Annotated in this window: 10 protein-coding genes; 5 read left to right on the forward strand and 5 right to left on the reverse strand. The window is 71.6% G+C overall.

All coding sequences use genetic code 11. The annotated features are described in order from the left end of the window. Window positions 1-41: 41 nt before the first annotated feature. Window positions 42-1,523, reverse strand: coding sequence for a hypothetical protein (locus WMF27_RS27885; RefSeq protein WP_437765836.1), 1,482 nt, complete (start codon window positions 1,521-1,523; stop codon window positions 42-44). Between the two features lie 214 nt (window positions 1,524-1,737). Beyond that, complete coding sequence (locus tag WMF27_RS27890) at window positions 1,738-3,390, reverse strand: Ppx/GppA phosphatase family protein (protein WP_437765835.1); 1,653 nt, start codon at window positions 3,388-3,390, stop codon at window positions 1,738-1,740. 50 nt (window positions 3,391-3,440) lie between these two features. Here WMF27_RS27890 and WMF27_RS27895 point away from each other — a divergent pair, with 50 nt between their 5' ends. The 5 genes from WMF27_RS27895 to WMF27_RS27915 all read left to right on the forward strand — a co-directional run bounded on the left by WMF27_RS27895 (window position 3,441) and on the right by WMF27_RS27915 (window position 9,485). Beyond that, window positions 3,441-4,049: a hypothetical protein gene (locus tag WMF27_RS27895; protein WP_437765834.1), complete on the forward strand. Its 609-nt coding sequence runs from the start codon at window positions 3,441-3,443 to the stop codon at window positions 4,047-4,049. Next, window positions 4,046-4,312 carry a hypothetical protein gene (locus tag WMF27_RS27900; protein WP_437765833.1) on the forward strand — a complete coding sequence of 89 codons (267 nt, stop codon included), beginning with the start codon at window positions 4,046-4,048 and terminating at the stop codon, window positions 4,310-4,312. The genes WMF27_RS27895 and WMF27_RS27900 overlap by 4 nt, the downstream gene beginning before the upstream one ends. A gap of 40 nt (window positions 4,313-4,352) precedes the next feature. Then, window positions 4,353-4,529, forward strand: a complete 177-nt coding sequence (locus WMF27_RS27905) for a hypothetical protein (protein ID WP_437765832.1) — start codon at window positions 4,353-4,355, stop codon at window positions 4,527-4,529. 450 nt (window positions 4,530-4,979) lie between these two features. Beyond that, entirely contained in the window at window positions 4,980-7,352 is a 2,373-nt protein-coding gene (locus WMF27_RS27910; RefSeq protein WP_437765831.1) for a hypothetical protein, read from the forward strand. Between the two features lie 66 nt (window positions 7,353-7,418). Continuing rightward, window positions 7,419-9,485, forward strand: coding sequence for a toxin-antitoxin system YwqK family antitoxin (locus WMF27_RS27915; protein WP_437765830.1), 2,067 nt, complete (start codon window positions 7,419-7,421; stop codon window positions 9,483-9,485). Between the two features lie 254 nt (window positions 9,486-9,739). On the opposite strand, the gene WMF27_RS27920 is transcribed toward WMF27_RS27915, so the two are convergent. The 3 genes from WMF27_RS27920 to WMF27_RS27930 form a co-directional block, all read right to left on the reverse strand. After that, window positions 9,740-10,699 (reverse strand): hypothetical protein, encoded by a 960-nt coding sequence (locus tag WMF27_RS27920; protein ID WP_437765829.1) that lies wholly within the window; start codon window positions 10,697-10,699, stop codon window positions 9,740-9,742. A gap of 219 nt (window positions 10,700-10,918) precedes the next feature. Then, window positions 10,919-11,128: a class I SAM-dependent methyltransferase gene (locus tag WMF27_RS27925; RefSeq protein WP_437765828.1), complete on the reverse strand. Its 210-nt coding sequence runs from the start codon at window positions 11,126-11,128 to the stop codon at window positions 10,919-10,921. Window positions 11,129-11,287: 159 nt separating this feature from the next. Further along, window positions 11,288-13,321 (reverse strand): hypothetical protein, encoded by a 2,034-nt coding sequence (locus WMF27_RS27930; RefSeq protein WP_437765827.1) that lies wholly within the window; start codon window positions 13,319-13,321, stop codon window positions 11,288-11,290. Between the last annotated feature and the right edge of the window lie 51 nt (window positions 13,322-13,372).

The following is a 13,372-nucleotide window of genomic DNA, read 5'->3' on the forward strand; positions in this document are numbered from 1 at the left end:
CCCTCATCAAGCACCACAGAAAAAACCGTCTGCGACGGCGCTCACGCGTCGGACGAGAAGATCACCTTCCCGGCGCGCGCCTCTTCCTCGGAGGCGGCCTCCCGCTCGGCCTCGAGGGCCTTCGCCTCGGTCTCCAGATCGGGAAAGCGGTACCGGATCCCCTCGCCGGCCTCGAGGTCGACGTCGCCCCCGAGGGCGACCACCTCGCGGGTGATCTCCTCTGAGCGCGGCGGCTCCCCCGCCGCCTCCCGCCACGCCCGCTGGAGCACCGCCTCCGTGATCGGCTCCCGGCCCTGCCGCGCGCCGACGCGGCCAAGGATCGCCCGTAGCACGGCCCGCCGGCCGTTCTGCCGGGCGAGCCTCCGCTGCTTCAGCGGGCGCAGGAGCGCCCGGCCGAGCGGCAGCGCGAAGAGCGCGAGCGAGAAGACGAGCGGCACCACCCCGAGCGCGACCGCCGTCCCCGTGGCGGGCAGCTCCGCCATCGGGACGCCCCGCGCCAGGAGCCCGAGGTTGTCCAGCGTAAGGTGGGCCCCGAGCGCGTAGAGGCTCATCAGCAGGTTGAACCCGTTGAGCGCCACGATGAGCGCGTTCATCCCCGGCCCGTTCCCCGTCAGCGGAGGCAGCTCCTCGCGCTTCGCCCAGACCGGCGCGGGCGCCCGCGCCGGGGCCTCCGCCGCCGTCCGCCGGATCGCCTCGAACCGGTAGACGATGCCCCCCTCCTCCGACACATCGACCGTGCCGTCGTAGTCGAGCATCAGCCGCGCCATCCGCGGATCCGCCTCGTCGCGCGAGAGCCCCGTCACGCGCATCACGTCGGCCAGCCCGATCCGGCCCCGCTGCGCGCGGATCTCGGCCAGGATGAGCTTCTCGGCCTCGAGCGGATCGCGCGGCGCCGGCGTCGGGCCGAAGAAGAACCGGTTCACCTTCTCGTAGAAGGGCGTCTCGTCGCGTCGCTGCCCGAGCGCCCCGCGGTGGCGGCCATGCGACGAGGACCACGCCGACTCGGCCGTCCACACGAACGGCGAGAACGGGTGGAACGTCCAGAAGATCGCGTCGAGGACCAGCCGAAAGAGGAAGTAGCCGGCGAACGATCCGGGGACGTCGTCGTGGTCGCGCGAGCCGCTGCTCGAGCGGGCGAACAGCTGGGCGATCAGGATCCCGACGAAGATCGCGACGTACGCGATCAGCACGATCGCGATCCACGCCCGCACGACGAAGCGAGCCACGCCGGCGGCGGCCCGGAGGACGGCCTGGAGCGCGCGCGTGAGGCGCGTGCGGGTCTCCCACGGCTTGGTGAAGCCGTACGGGAAGCGGAAGAGCAGCTCGCCTTCGGACGTCGCCTTGAGGTGCCCGCGGTGCTCGCTGACCAGCAGGTGCAGGCCGCTCTCCGCGTCGCGCAGCGGCAGGCCGCTCTTCGCCGACGCGTCGGCGAGCGTCAGATCGCCCGTGTGCCCGCGCAGGGCGGACCTCAGGATGCCGGCGGCGCGGCGGGCCTCCATCAGCTTCGGAGATTTCAGCGTCAACGGTCGCTCGCCCCTGTTCCACGGCGGCGCAGCCGCGCCCGTCGGTACGGCAATGCCGCGCTCGTCCACGGGGGCAGAACCTCCCCCGTGCCGACCTTCATGGTGGCCCGCAGGGCTCCACGCAAAGGCCACGGCGCCTTTTTCGGGCGTCGACCCCGCCCGCGCTCGCAGCGGCGCCTCGCGTCAGCGGCCCCGAGCGCGGCGGTGCCTCGCGTCATCCGCCCGCGCTCGGGGCCGGAGGGGGGCGCGATCTCGGCGTGGCGTCGACCATCCGCACCTCCAGGCCGAGCGCGTCGCGCAGCATCCCCGCCTTCGCGACGACCGTCCACTCCTCGAGCGCCCGGTCCTCCGCGCCCTGCACCTCGATCACCAGCGTGTCGCCCTCGATGCGGCCGCTCACCTCCGCGACCTTGGCCCGGTGCTCGCGATCGAGCGCGTCGGCGACGCGGAGGATCGACGCCATGGACTTCACCTTGGCGCGCGCGTCGCGCGAGAGCGCGCGGAAGTTGTCGTGGTCCATGCTGGGCGGCGACTTCCTGTGGTAGCGCGCGATGTTCGCGACGATCGCGCGCTCCTCCGGGGTCAGGCCCATGAGATCGCTGTGGGCGATCACGTAATAGCTGTGCTTGTGGTGCCCCTCGTAGCGGACGAAGTCGCCGATGTCGTGGAGCAGGGCCGCCGCGCGCAGGAGGATCCGGTCGCGCTGGCCGAGGCGATGGCGCGGCGCGAGGTCGTCGAACAGCCGCTCGGCGAAGCGGGCCACGAGCGCGCCGTGCTTCTCGTCGAAGTGGTAGCGGCGGCCGAGCCGGACGCAGGCGTCGGTGACCGCGGCGGCCTCTCCGCGGAAGTCGGGGCCGAGGAAGTGGGCGTGGGCGAGATCGACGAGCACGCCCTCCTTGAGCCCGACCCCGGGAGCGACGATGCCCCGCTGCGCGAACGCGCGGGCGACGCGGCCCAGGATCGTCGCCGCGGGGACGATGGTGTCGGCGCGGTCCGGGCGCAGGCCGTAGATCTGCGCGCGCTCCTCGGGCGTCTTCGACGCCATCTCGTCGAGCAGGCGGAACATCGCGGCCACGTCGATCGCCCGCCCCTCCGCGGACCCGGCCGGCGCGGGGCAGAGCTCCGCGAGCGTCTCGATGTTGCCGCCCGTGCCGACGAGCAGATCGATCCCCGAGCCCGACCCCTCGCCGAGCAGCTCCACGATCTCGCGCGTGGCCTCGACCATGACGCGATCGACGTACTCCTCGACGAGCCGCCGGTGCCCCGCGTCGACCGGGCGGCGATCCTCGAGGAAGGCCTCGACCATCCGCACCGTCCCCACGGGGAGCGAGCGCGAGAAGACGGCCTCGCGGCCGCGGAGCAGCGTGAGCTCGGTGGAGCCGCCGCCGATGTCGACGAGGAGCGCGGTCCGCTCGCCGAGCGCCACGCGCTCGCGGACGGCGAGCTGGACGAGGCGCGCCTCCTCGACCCCCTCGATGACCTCGACGTGGACGCCGGCCTCGCGCGCGGCGCGCTCGACGAAGAGGTCGCCGTTCTGGGCCTCGCGCGCGGCGCTCGTCGCCACGGCGCGGTAGCGGTCGACCTTGGCCGCATCCATCGCCGTGCGGAAGCGCCGGAGCGCCTCGCAGGCGGCGCCGATGACCCCGGACTCGAGCCGGCCCTTCGTGAACACGTCGTGCCCGAGACGCACCGACGCGCGATCCGCATGGACATCGCGGAACGGGTGGAAGCGCGGCGCGCCGGTCGCGGCCCCGGCGAGCGCCGGATCCCAGCCGGCCCCGAACGCCCCGAGCGCCGGGGGATCGACGTCGACGATGCGCAGCCGGATGGCGTTGGATCCGATGTCGATCGCAGCGAGCCGCGCCATGTCGGGAGAAGTAGCGAAGCTCCGGGCGGTTGGCTACTCTCATGCCGCTCATGTCGAGGAAGCTTCATCAAGGCTCGGGGGCTCCCCATCTCGGCCCCCTTCAGCATCGGCCTTCAGCGCGCGCGCTCGCGCCCGGGCAGGCTCGAGACGCGCGGCGTCTCCTCGGCGGCGCGCGCGCCGCGCTGGGGATCGCGGCCGCGGCGCTCGCGCTAGCGGGGTGCAGCGGCGGCGAGGCGCGCGCGCCGAACCCGATGCGCGCCCTCGACGAGCGCAGGGCGATCGAGGTGATCCGCCGGGCGATGGCGCACGAGGGCGCGCAGCCGGCGCGCGGGCGCGAGGTCGAGCTGACCAGCGGGCAGAAGGTGCGCGTCGATGTCGGCGTGCAGAGCCGCTCGTACGGCGTCGTCTACGTGACCGAGGAGGACGCCCAGGCGCTCGGCGCCGCGATCCCGCCGCCGAACGGCCGGGACGAGAAGCTGCGCATCGTCCGCGGCGGGCCGGACGGGGCCATTCGCCTCGTGCTCCTCTATCAGCAGAACTACCTCTACGACGACCTCGTCGGCGAGTCGCACGAGCGCACGACGATCACCGCCGAGCGCGAGCTGACGCGCGACGTGCAGGACTTCATCACCTACGCGCGGACGCAGAAGTTCCAGTGAGCGCGCGCGAGGAGGGCGGGCCGGCGCGCCGCCGGGGGCACCGGACAGAGCGAGACGCCGAGGAGCGCGCGCGACGCGCGCTCGGCGGCGGGGGGTTGCTCCTCGTCGCCGGGCTCGCGCTGGTCGGCGTCGGGCCGTCGGACGCGGGCATGGGGCTCACGGTGCTCGCGCTGCTGGTGCTCATCTACGGCATCCACAGCTTCGGCCGGCTGGGGACGGAGCGGGACGCACGGAGCGAGCAGGCGCGGGCTCCGTCGCGTTGAGGCTTGCGGAGCGGGGCGCGTTCGAGCAGCATCCGCCGCCATGCATCGCCCTACGCGCCAGCACCAGCACCTCACCCTCAAGGTCACCCAGAAGCACGAGCGGAGCTCCCAGAGCTCCCGGAAGCCCGGCCGCAAGCACAAGCGCTGGAGCAAGTTCCTCACCCAGTACGCGCCGCTCGTCGCTGGCGCCGAGACGGCCGCCTCCGCCGAGAGCTGAGCTCCCGCCGCCGGCCGAGGACGCCCTGGCGCCCGGCCTTCACGATTCCTTTATACACGTAATTTTTCAACACCATTGCATACCGGCGCAGGCCGCCTCCGCTTCCGACGAGGCGGCGGCGCCTCCGCCCGCGATGGCCGCTGTGCCGCCCGTGCCGTGACGGCGGCGCCTCCACCCGCGATGGCGGGTGTGCCGGCCGTGCCGCGAGCCGCTACGGCGGATGTGCCGCCGCTGTGCGACGCGGCCACCGCGCCGCGGCCTCCCCATGGTTCGTGGATTTCGTGATGGGGTCGCGCTCATCTCGCCACGTAGCCAAGAGAACACCCCCTCTCGGCGTCTGATACGCGATCGCCAGGCGGCCTGTCACCCACTCCGCGCGAGACGGGCGCGCCGGCTCCGCGCGCATGGCGCGCGAAGGGCCCACTCCATCTCTCGCGCAAGGAAGGATCCATGCCCGCTCGTCCTCCGTCCAGCGCTGCCCGCGCGGCAGCGTCGCTTTTGTGCTCCCTCGCCGTCGGCGGCACATCGCTCCTCCCGGGGTGCCTGAGCCGCCCGATAGCCCATCAGGACACGCGCACGACTGGCACCGTCGTCGAGCGGCTCCCGCGGCGCGTCGACAAGATCGATCTCCTCCTGACCATCGACAACTCGTCGTCGATGAAGGACAAGCAGGACATCCTCGCGCTGGCCGTTCCCGACCTCGTGAGGCGCTTGGTCGACCCCCGGTGCATCGATCCGCTGAACCCCCTGGATTCGTCCCCGCCGCGGGAGGACGGCCGCTGCCCGAGCGGCAAGGAGCGCGAGTTCGAGCCCGTCGTCGACATCCACATCGGGATCATCAGCACGAGCCTCGGCAGCCATGGCGCGGACTCGTGCCCCGAGGAGCCGCTCGCCTTCTTCAACAACGACAAGGGGCACCTCATCGCCCGGAGCGACAGGGACGACCACAACGACGCAGACAACGACCCGCCGACCTACCAGAACCTGGGGTTCCTCGCCTGGGATCCGGAGCAGAAGCTCAGCCCCGCGGGCGAGTCGATCCTCGACGACGGCGCGGGGCGCGGCCTGGTCCCGACGCTGACGAACATGGTCCGAGGGGTGGCCGACAACGGCTGCGGCTTCGAGTCGCAGCTGGAGAGCTGGTACCGCTTCCTCGTGGACCCCGCGCCCTACGAGACCCTGGAGGTGGTGAACGGCAAGGCGGAGCGGCGCGGCGTGGACAGGAAGCTCCTGGATCAGCGCAAGGCGTTCCTGCGGCCGGACTCGCTCCTCGCGATCGTCATGCTGTCGGACGAGAACGACTGTTCCATCAAGGAGGGAGGGAACGCCTTCTGGGTCGCGAGGCAGAAGGACGACGACGGCGACGTGTTTCGGATGTTCGCGCCGCGCAGGGAGTGCGCGGAGAAGGGCCTGGACGACCCGTGCTGCAAGTCCTGCGGATCGCCCAGGGGCGAGTGCCCGCTGGACGAGGAGACCTGCGGCCCGGAGGGACAGCCCAAGACGCTCCTCCCGAACGAGGATCCGCACAACCTGCGCTGCTTCGATCAGAAGCGCCGGTTCGGCATCGATCTGCTCTACCCGATCGACCGCTACACGGACGCGCTCACGCAGGCGCGGATCCAGGATCACCAGGGCAATCTCGTCGATAACCCGATCTTCTCGGATCTCGACCCGGACGACGAGAACAGCGCGGTCCGTCCGCCGGAGTACGTGTTCTTCGCGGGCCTCGTGGGCGTCCCGTGGCAGGACATCGCGCGCCAGGACGACGCGGGTCAGCCCGATCTCCGGGAAGGCAGGGACCAGGGCGGCAACCGCGTCGGCGGCTTCAAGAGCGCCAAGGAGCTGAGCGCCCCGAACGCGGGCTTCGCGAGCACCTGGGACATCATCCTCGGAGATCCGAAGTCGCGCCGGAGCCCCGGCGATCCCCACATGATCGAGTCGCCGCTCCCCCGCGAGGGCGAGAACCCGATCACCGGGACGCGCATCGCCAGCCCGGGCTCGCCGGACGACGCCAACACCATCAACGGCCATGAATGGAACCCCAACCCGGGTTTCGGCGACCTCCAGTACGCTTGCACGTTCCCGTTGCGCGAGCCCGTGACGGGCGATGACTGCAAGAGCACTGAAGACCGAGACAGCCCCCTGTGCAAGGACAACCCCGACGGCACCGACAGCAACCTCCAGGTCAGCGCGAAGGCCTATCCGGGCCTGCGGCAGCTCGAGCTCATCCGGAACCTCGGGGAGCAGGGCGTCGTCGGCTCCGTGTGCCCGGCGCAGCTCGAGTTCACGGAAGAGGACCGGCTCGACTTCGGCTATCGGCCGGCCATCGGCGCGATCGTCGATCGCCTGAAGACGAAGCTCGGCGGGCAGTGCCTGCCCCGCGCGCTCCAGCCGAACGAGAGCGGACAGGTCAGCTGCCTCGTCCTCGAGGCGCGGAGCACGGCCGAGGGGAAGTGCGGCTGCGACGGGCTCACCGCGCGGCGGGAGGTGCTCCACGAGAACCTCGCAGCAAAGCGGATGGTGCTCGAGGATCCGGTGGCGGCGGCGAACGGCTGGAACTGCGTCTGCGAGGTCGAGCAGCTGAGAACGCCGGACGAGCTCGCGGCGTGCCAGAACACGGTGCCTCCTGCGCCGGTCGAGGTCGGCGGCGAGAAGGTGCACGGGTGGTGTTATGTCGACCCGCGGCTCGGCTTCGGCCGAGACGAAGTCGTCGCCAAGTGCCCGTCCACAGAGCGCCGCCAGGTCCGGTTCACCGGCGACGGCGCAGCCCTGGACGGCGCGACGCAGTTCGTCATCTGCTCCGGCGACACCGCCAACCAGTAGCCGTGGATCTTTGCAATCAGCGTGAAGGGCCGCCTTCTCGGCGCAAAAGCCGATAGACTGCGATGCGTGGGCTCCACGGCACACCACGGCGCGGAGCGGCCTCCGTCGATTCCTCCTTCAGCCAGGTACAACCCCGAGCACGGCACGTTCGAGCTCGTGGAGACCGACGCCGACGGCCGTCGCTCGGGCGAGTGCCACGTCTACCGCGCGAGCGACGGCTCGTTGCTCTCGCGCTGCTGCTACGCGGGCGGGGTGAAGGACGGGCCGTTCACCTTGTTCCACCCGAACGGTCAACCCGCGCAGCGCGGGCGCTACCGGGGCGGCGAGCTCGACGGCGAGGTGGTGGTGTACGGCAGCGACGCCCCGACGGAGCTCAGGCTACGACCGTGCTGTGTGCCGCCCGGCGCCTGGGAGCTGCGAACGCGCTATCGGCAAGGGAGCATCGTGCGCCAGGTCTTTCACGACCGCGACGGGTACCCGATCTCCGCGGACGGCTCCCGCTGGCCCGACCAACCCGCCGGCCTCGCCGGAGAGGCCGACTACGACCACGGCTCGCAACGATGGCTGGTCCGCGAGGAGGACGGAGCCTCGGCCTCGCTCATCGACCGTTACTTCACCCGCGAGGGCAAGCCCTCTCAGGAGATCGAGATTCGCGCTGGCGCGCGTCATCGCGAGCTCCGGTACGACGCGCTGGGCCGCCCTTCCGAGGAGCGGCACTTCGATCCCCAGGGACGGTTCCACGGCCCGTCCGTCCGCTGGTTTCCCGATCCGGACACGAGCCCTTACCTCGACCGGCGCGTGCGCGAGGAGCGCGGCGAGTATGCGCACGGTCACCCGGTCGGAGCGTTCACGGGGCTCGACGCGGACGGGGCGCCGGTGGTGCGACGCGAGCTCGGCGCGGCCCTCGACGAGGCGAGCCTCGGCGCGTCGCCCGCGCTCGCCGAGGACATTGCGGCGTGGGACGCCGAGCGCGTCTGGGCCCTCGCGCGAGAGCTCTTGCAGGACGGCCGCGCGCGCGAGGCCTGCTGCGCCGCGGCCCGCGCGGCGGCCCGCGGGGGCGAGCGAGAGAGGCTCGCCGAGTTCCTGCGCGGCGCGACGCTGCAGCCGAAACCCGAGGTCGTGGAGCAACGCGGGCGAGCGCTGCTCGACGCGTCCGACGCGACCGCGCTCGGCGTGCTGGACGAGCTCTTGCTCGGCGCCGAGCCGAGCGCGGCGTACCGCACGCTCGCCGCCGTCTTCCGGGGCTCGCGTCGCGTCGCCCTTTCGCTCGTCGAGGCGGCGCTGCTGCTCGTGCCCGAGCGCCGCTCGACCTGCATCACGCGCGCGCTCCTGCGGCTCGAGCTCGGCGACACGCGCGGGGTGCTCGAGGACGCCGACCGCGTCGAGGCCGAGGCCCCCGCCGTGGCCGAGCACCTCAGGACCTTCGTGCGGCTGCTGTACCCGGAGTTCGCCTTCTGGCCGGCGCGCCAGGCCATCGATCCGATGCCCGGCGACGCATCGGCCACGGTCGAGCTCGATCAGCCGCTCGAGCAGGTTCAGCAGAAGGTCCGGCTCTACGCCACCCGCCTGCTTCGCCTGCGCGAGGCCGTGCAGCGCGGCTTGCCGGGCACGGAGCCCTGTCCGTGGCTCCCGCCCGACCTGTCACACCTCTTACCGGACGGGCCGGTGGAGCTCGCGCGGACAGCGGCGACCTTGACCGAGGAGACCGAGAATGGCGTCGAGACCGTCGAGCTCACCGTGGACGAGGCGCTCGACCCAGGAGCCCTGCCGGTCTCTCTCCTGATGCGGAGGGCCCGAGCCGAGTGGGCCGCCCTCTGCTGGCTTTGCTGGTCGGCCGGCCTCGACCGGGTCGCGTTGCCGGAGCGCATCGCGCACCGGCCCGACTTCACCGCGGCGGTCAACATGTCGCTCACCCGCTGGTTCCGCGCGCGCGACCAGCTGCAGAGCGGCGGGCTCGTCAGCCGGGCGCGCGGCGTGCCAGGCTTCCTCTGGGAGGGGCACGACATCGGCGAGCTCGACCCCTCGCTCGCGGGCATCGCGGCAGACGAGTACTTCGAGATGCGCTGCCTCTTCGTGTGGCTCATGTTCCGGGAGAACCTCTCCCCGTTCCAGAGCGATATCCGCGCGGCGTGAGCGCCGAGTCAGGGCGGCTCCGGCTTGAGCGACGTCCGGATGCGGGACGGCGAGGAGCTCGACCTGATCGGGCTGCGCATCCGCGCGCTCCATACGCCGGGGCACACGCCGGAGAGCATCGGCTATGCCTTCCCTCCATGGCCTGCGGGGGGGCGGATCAGCCGGGTCGATCCGCTCCGATGTCCCGACGTCGACGTCGCGCAGATCGACGGATCCAACGGGCACGCGAGCGTCAACTCGACGAGACCTCGGAGCTACGGCGCCTCCAGGTCCTCGGTCGTGATCAGCAGCGCGCCGACCATCCCGGGCTCCACGCCGGCCCGGCCTGCCACCGCCTCGACGCACCCGGCCGCCCAGACTTGCTCACCGGCATGTATCCCTCTCTCGAACCGGGCCTGTTCGACCGGCACCGCACGCCCTCGCAACATCAGGTTGAGCTCCCACAAGCTCCACAAGGACGCTCGATCCGGCGGCTCAGGAAAGGCATCCACCCTGGCGCTGCCGTCGAAGACGAGCTCGAAGTGGCCGCTGGGGGGTGATTCCTCGAGATCGGAGCAGCCCGTCTCCACCTTCTTCAGCGATGTCCACGGGAGCAGCTCCGTACCGAACAGGCTATGTCGCTCGACGCCGCGCTCCGTCCCGAGGTCGTAGTCCTGGACGTCCGCAAGCACGGAAGGCACCCAGAGCGCCAGCAGAGAAGCGCCGGCGATCACCAGGTAACGCGCCAGGAGATAGCCATGCTGATGAAGGAACGTGGGAGGATCAGTCGCGCCAGCGTTCTCGATTTCCCGGCGCAGCTGAGCGCGCGTGAGCCCGCCGGCGGCGCCCTCGGCGTCGATCGCGCTGATCAGGTTCCTGATGGCCGCGTACTCCGCGAACCTTCGGCTGAAGCGATGGTGGAGCCGCGACAGAAAGCCGCCGGCCAGCAAGAAAACGCCGAGAGCGAGCATCGCCACGCTCCATCCATGATTGGAGGCGACGAAATAGGCCCGCTGGAGCCGCTGCGCCTCCAGCCGTCCGATGAACCACGACACCGCCGCGGCCGCGGCGACCGTCACGCCGAGCGTCAGCACGACCACCAGGACGACATAGCCCGCGTACCGAGCGCGCCAGTTCGGGAAAATCTGATCGCGGATGTACTGGACGACGTGCGGAGGGACTCCCAGGCGATCCAGATCGCCAGCCCTCTCCGAGAAGTCCTCGCGCTGCGGCATCGCCGCGCGACGATAACACCATCCCAGATGGGGGTGAAGCCGCTCGGCGCTCGTTGCCTGCCGTGTGGGCGATCGCGAAGATGAGGTTGCGCTCGAGCCGGATCCCCTGCGGCGTGCGGAACGCCTCAAGCTCCTTCGCGAGCCGCTCTCGCACCTCGCGCTTCTCCTCGGGGCTCAGGTGCGAGAGGTGGTTGCCGAACGAGCTCGACCCGCTGTGCCTCAAGATCTCGTCGACGTCGGCGGCGTGGATCCCGTGCTGAATCCGAGCTTGCCACCCGGCTTCAACACGCGCGCCGCCTCGGCGATGGCGCGCTCCTTCTGCGCTTCGTTCAGCCGGTGAAGGACGCTGTTCAGGTACACGACGTCAAAGCGCTTCGAGGCGAAGGCGGAGAGGTCCTCGGCGCGGCCGACCGCGGTCGCGAGGTTCACGCGGGCCTTCTGCCGGGCGATGTCGACGAGCAGGGCCCGTGCCGACGCCCGGCGCCGCGCTGGCAGGGCCCGCGCGCCGGAGCGCCGCGCCGGCGCATCCGTCGGAGGTCGTCTGGACGCGAAGACGCAGCTTCGCCGTGCGTTGGGCTGACCTCGTACCTATCTTCTATGCTGCTGCCCCCAGGCCCCTGGAGCTTCGTTCGCAGCCTGGAGGATCGCCTGCCACGCCCCCAAGCACCGCTCCTGCTCCGCCACGAAATCGTGCGGATCGAAGTGTGACCATCTCCCTGTCTGCACCGCCAGCTCCCTCGACAACCACCTCCGATCCTCGATCGGAAGCGCAAGCATCGACAGCTCTTGAAGCGACACCGATGGTGCGTATTTCTGCCCGCGTCGCAACCGATGTTTCGGGTCAAAGCTCGCCCGGTGCTCCGACCAGTACGCCCGCCAGCGCGCAGGATCCGTCGACGGCACACCGAGCGTCTCCTTCGACCCGACCGGCGCGCGATCGCGCGGATCGCCCACCAGCTCTCCGAGCGGCCGACGTCCACGAAACGGCTCCGGATCCGGATCGATCACCACCACGTCCTGCAGCGCCGCCGCGTCGATCTCCATCTCCTCGACAAGGCCCGCGCCGAGCAGCCGATCGAGCGCGGCGCCGGCGGCAAGCGCGACGTCCTTCGCTGCGCACTCCAGCAGATCCAGCAGGCTCGGGATCGCCTCCACGAGCCCAGTCCACCCGACCGCCTCGACTGCCGAGGGTGTTGGAGAGCGCCGCATTCGCTCGAGCAGCCACCAGGCGTCCTCCTCGCCGACGACCAGCGCCAGCCGCACCAGCGCCCGGTCCCCGAGCGCTCCCTGGGCCGCCCTGCGCGCGGCCTCGGCCGCTCGTCCGTGCCCTGCGACCAGCATGGCATCGAGCCCCGTCGCCTGGACGTCGAGGTTTTCGTGTGCGAGCGCCCGCTCCAGCGCCCGGTCGAAGCGCGGATGTCTCACCGCGGCGAGCGCAGACAACCCGTACGCGAAGATGCGCGCGTCCTCCTCATCGCTCAGCGCTTCGAGCTCCGTGGGCGTGAGCCAGCCGCGGTATGCCAGCAGCTCCACGGCGATCGCCCGGCACCCGCGCTCGGACGACGCGGTCAAGGCCCTCAGGCTGCTGGGCAGGCACGGGCTCCGCGCGAGCTTCATGGCGGATACGAACGCCTCGGCGACGATTGGATCACCTGCGCCGAACCGGAAGAGCACCCGTTCGGCACAGGCGAGGGTGTCACGCCCCTCGATGCACCCTCCGATCATCGCGGCCGCAAAGACGCGCATCGGATCGGCGGTCGGCGCATCCATCGCCAGCGGCTCGATGTGCGCGATCGCCGTCGGACCGAGCGCGGCCAGCGCGTCGATGGCAGCAACCATGCGTTGCTCCAGAGCTCGGCATGAACGCCAGTCGTCTCCAGGGAGCGGCGCCCGCTGGACTCCGAGCATCCCGATCTCCTCGAAGCACACCCGCGACCAGCGACGGACGAAGTCCTCCTCCGAGACCGCGGCCGCCGGCGCGAACGCGAACCCGGGAGGAGCCGCTTCTCGAGCCGAGACCGGCTTGACCGGCCTCGGTGCTGGCCTGGCAGGGCGAACGAGCGCCATCCTCCGCTCCGTCGCCAGGCGGCGCATCGCCTCGGCCATGGCCGCGAGCTCATCGAAGGTCCTCGGCTCCGCCGACGCGGGCTCGGGCTCTTCAGGCGCGGGCTCAGGCACCTTCGGCGCGCGGAACGACGGTACGAGCGAAGCCCGCCCGACGACGTGCAGCGGCGGGAGATCGACGCCCGCGCGAAGCACGGGAGCGCTCGGTCCGGCGAGCGACGCGGTGGAGAGACGCTCCTCGGCGGCGACGAGCGCTGCGCAGGCGTCCCGGAGCGAAGCGAGCATCCGAGGCAGGCCCGCTTGCGCCAGGAGAACAGCCGCCGCCCATACATGCCCGTGCGCGCGCCCCACGGCCGTCCCACGATCAGCACGGCCATCGAACGCATCGTACAGCGCGCCAAGGCCGCTCTCGAGCTTGCGCGCAGCAGGCGCAAGGTGGGCGCTCGGCTCACGCTGTCCTTCGATGAAGCGCGCGACCGCGTGAATCAGCGAATGCGCGCGCTCCCAATGCATGACCCAGGGCGCGTCGGCGTCGCAGGCGGCGAGGTCGTCGGACATGCGCGCCGCCTTACCTGAACCCTTCCCTGCGCACGTTCCCTGCGGGAGCGG

Origin of the sequence: Sorangium sp. So ce281, assembly GCF_051527395.1 — a bacterium.
Classification (GTDB): domain Bacteria; phylum Myxococcota_A; class Polyangia; order Polyangiales; family Polyangiaceae; genus Sorangium; species Sorangium cellulosum_B.

Coding starts and splice junctions, on each gene's coding strand:
- WMF27_RS27890 (WP_437765835.1), bottom strand. CDS start 3,390: ATGGCGCGGCTCGCTGCGATCGACATCGGATCCAACGCCATCCGGCTG.
- WMF27_RS27895 (WP_437765834.1), top strand. CDS start 3,441: ATGTCGAGGAAGCTTCATCAAGGCTCGGGGGCTCCCCATCTCGGCCCC.
- WMF27_RS27920 (WP_437765829.1), bottom strand. CDS start 10,699: ATGCCGCAGCGCGAGGACTTCTCGGAGAGGGCTGGCGATCTGGATCGC.
- WMF27_RS27910 (WP_437765831.1), top strand. CDS start 4,980: ATGCCCGCTCGTCCTCCGTCCAGCGCTGCCCGCGCGGCAGCGTCGCTT.
- WMF27_RS27905 (WP_437765832.1), top strand. CDS start 4,353: ATGCATCGCCCTACGCGCCAGCACCAGCACCTCACCCTCAAGGTCACC.
- WMF27_RS27930 (WP_437765827.1), bottom strand. CDS start 13,321: ATGTCCGACGACCTCGCCGCCTGCGACGCCGACGCGCCCTGGGTCATG.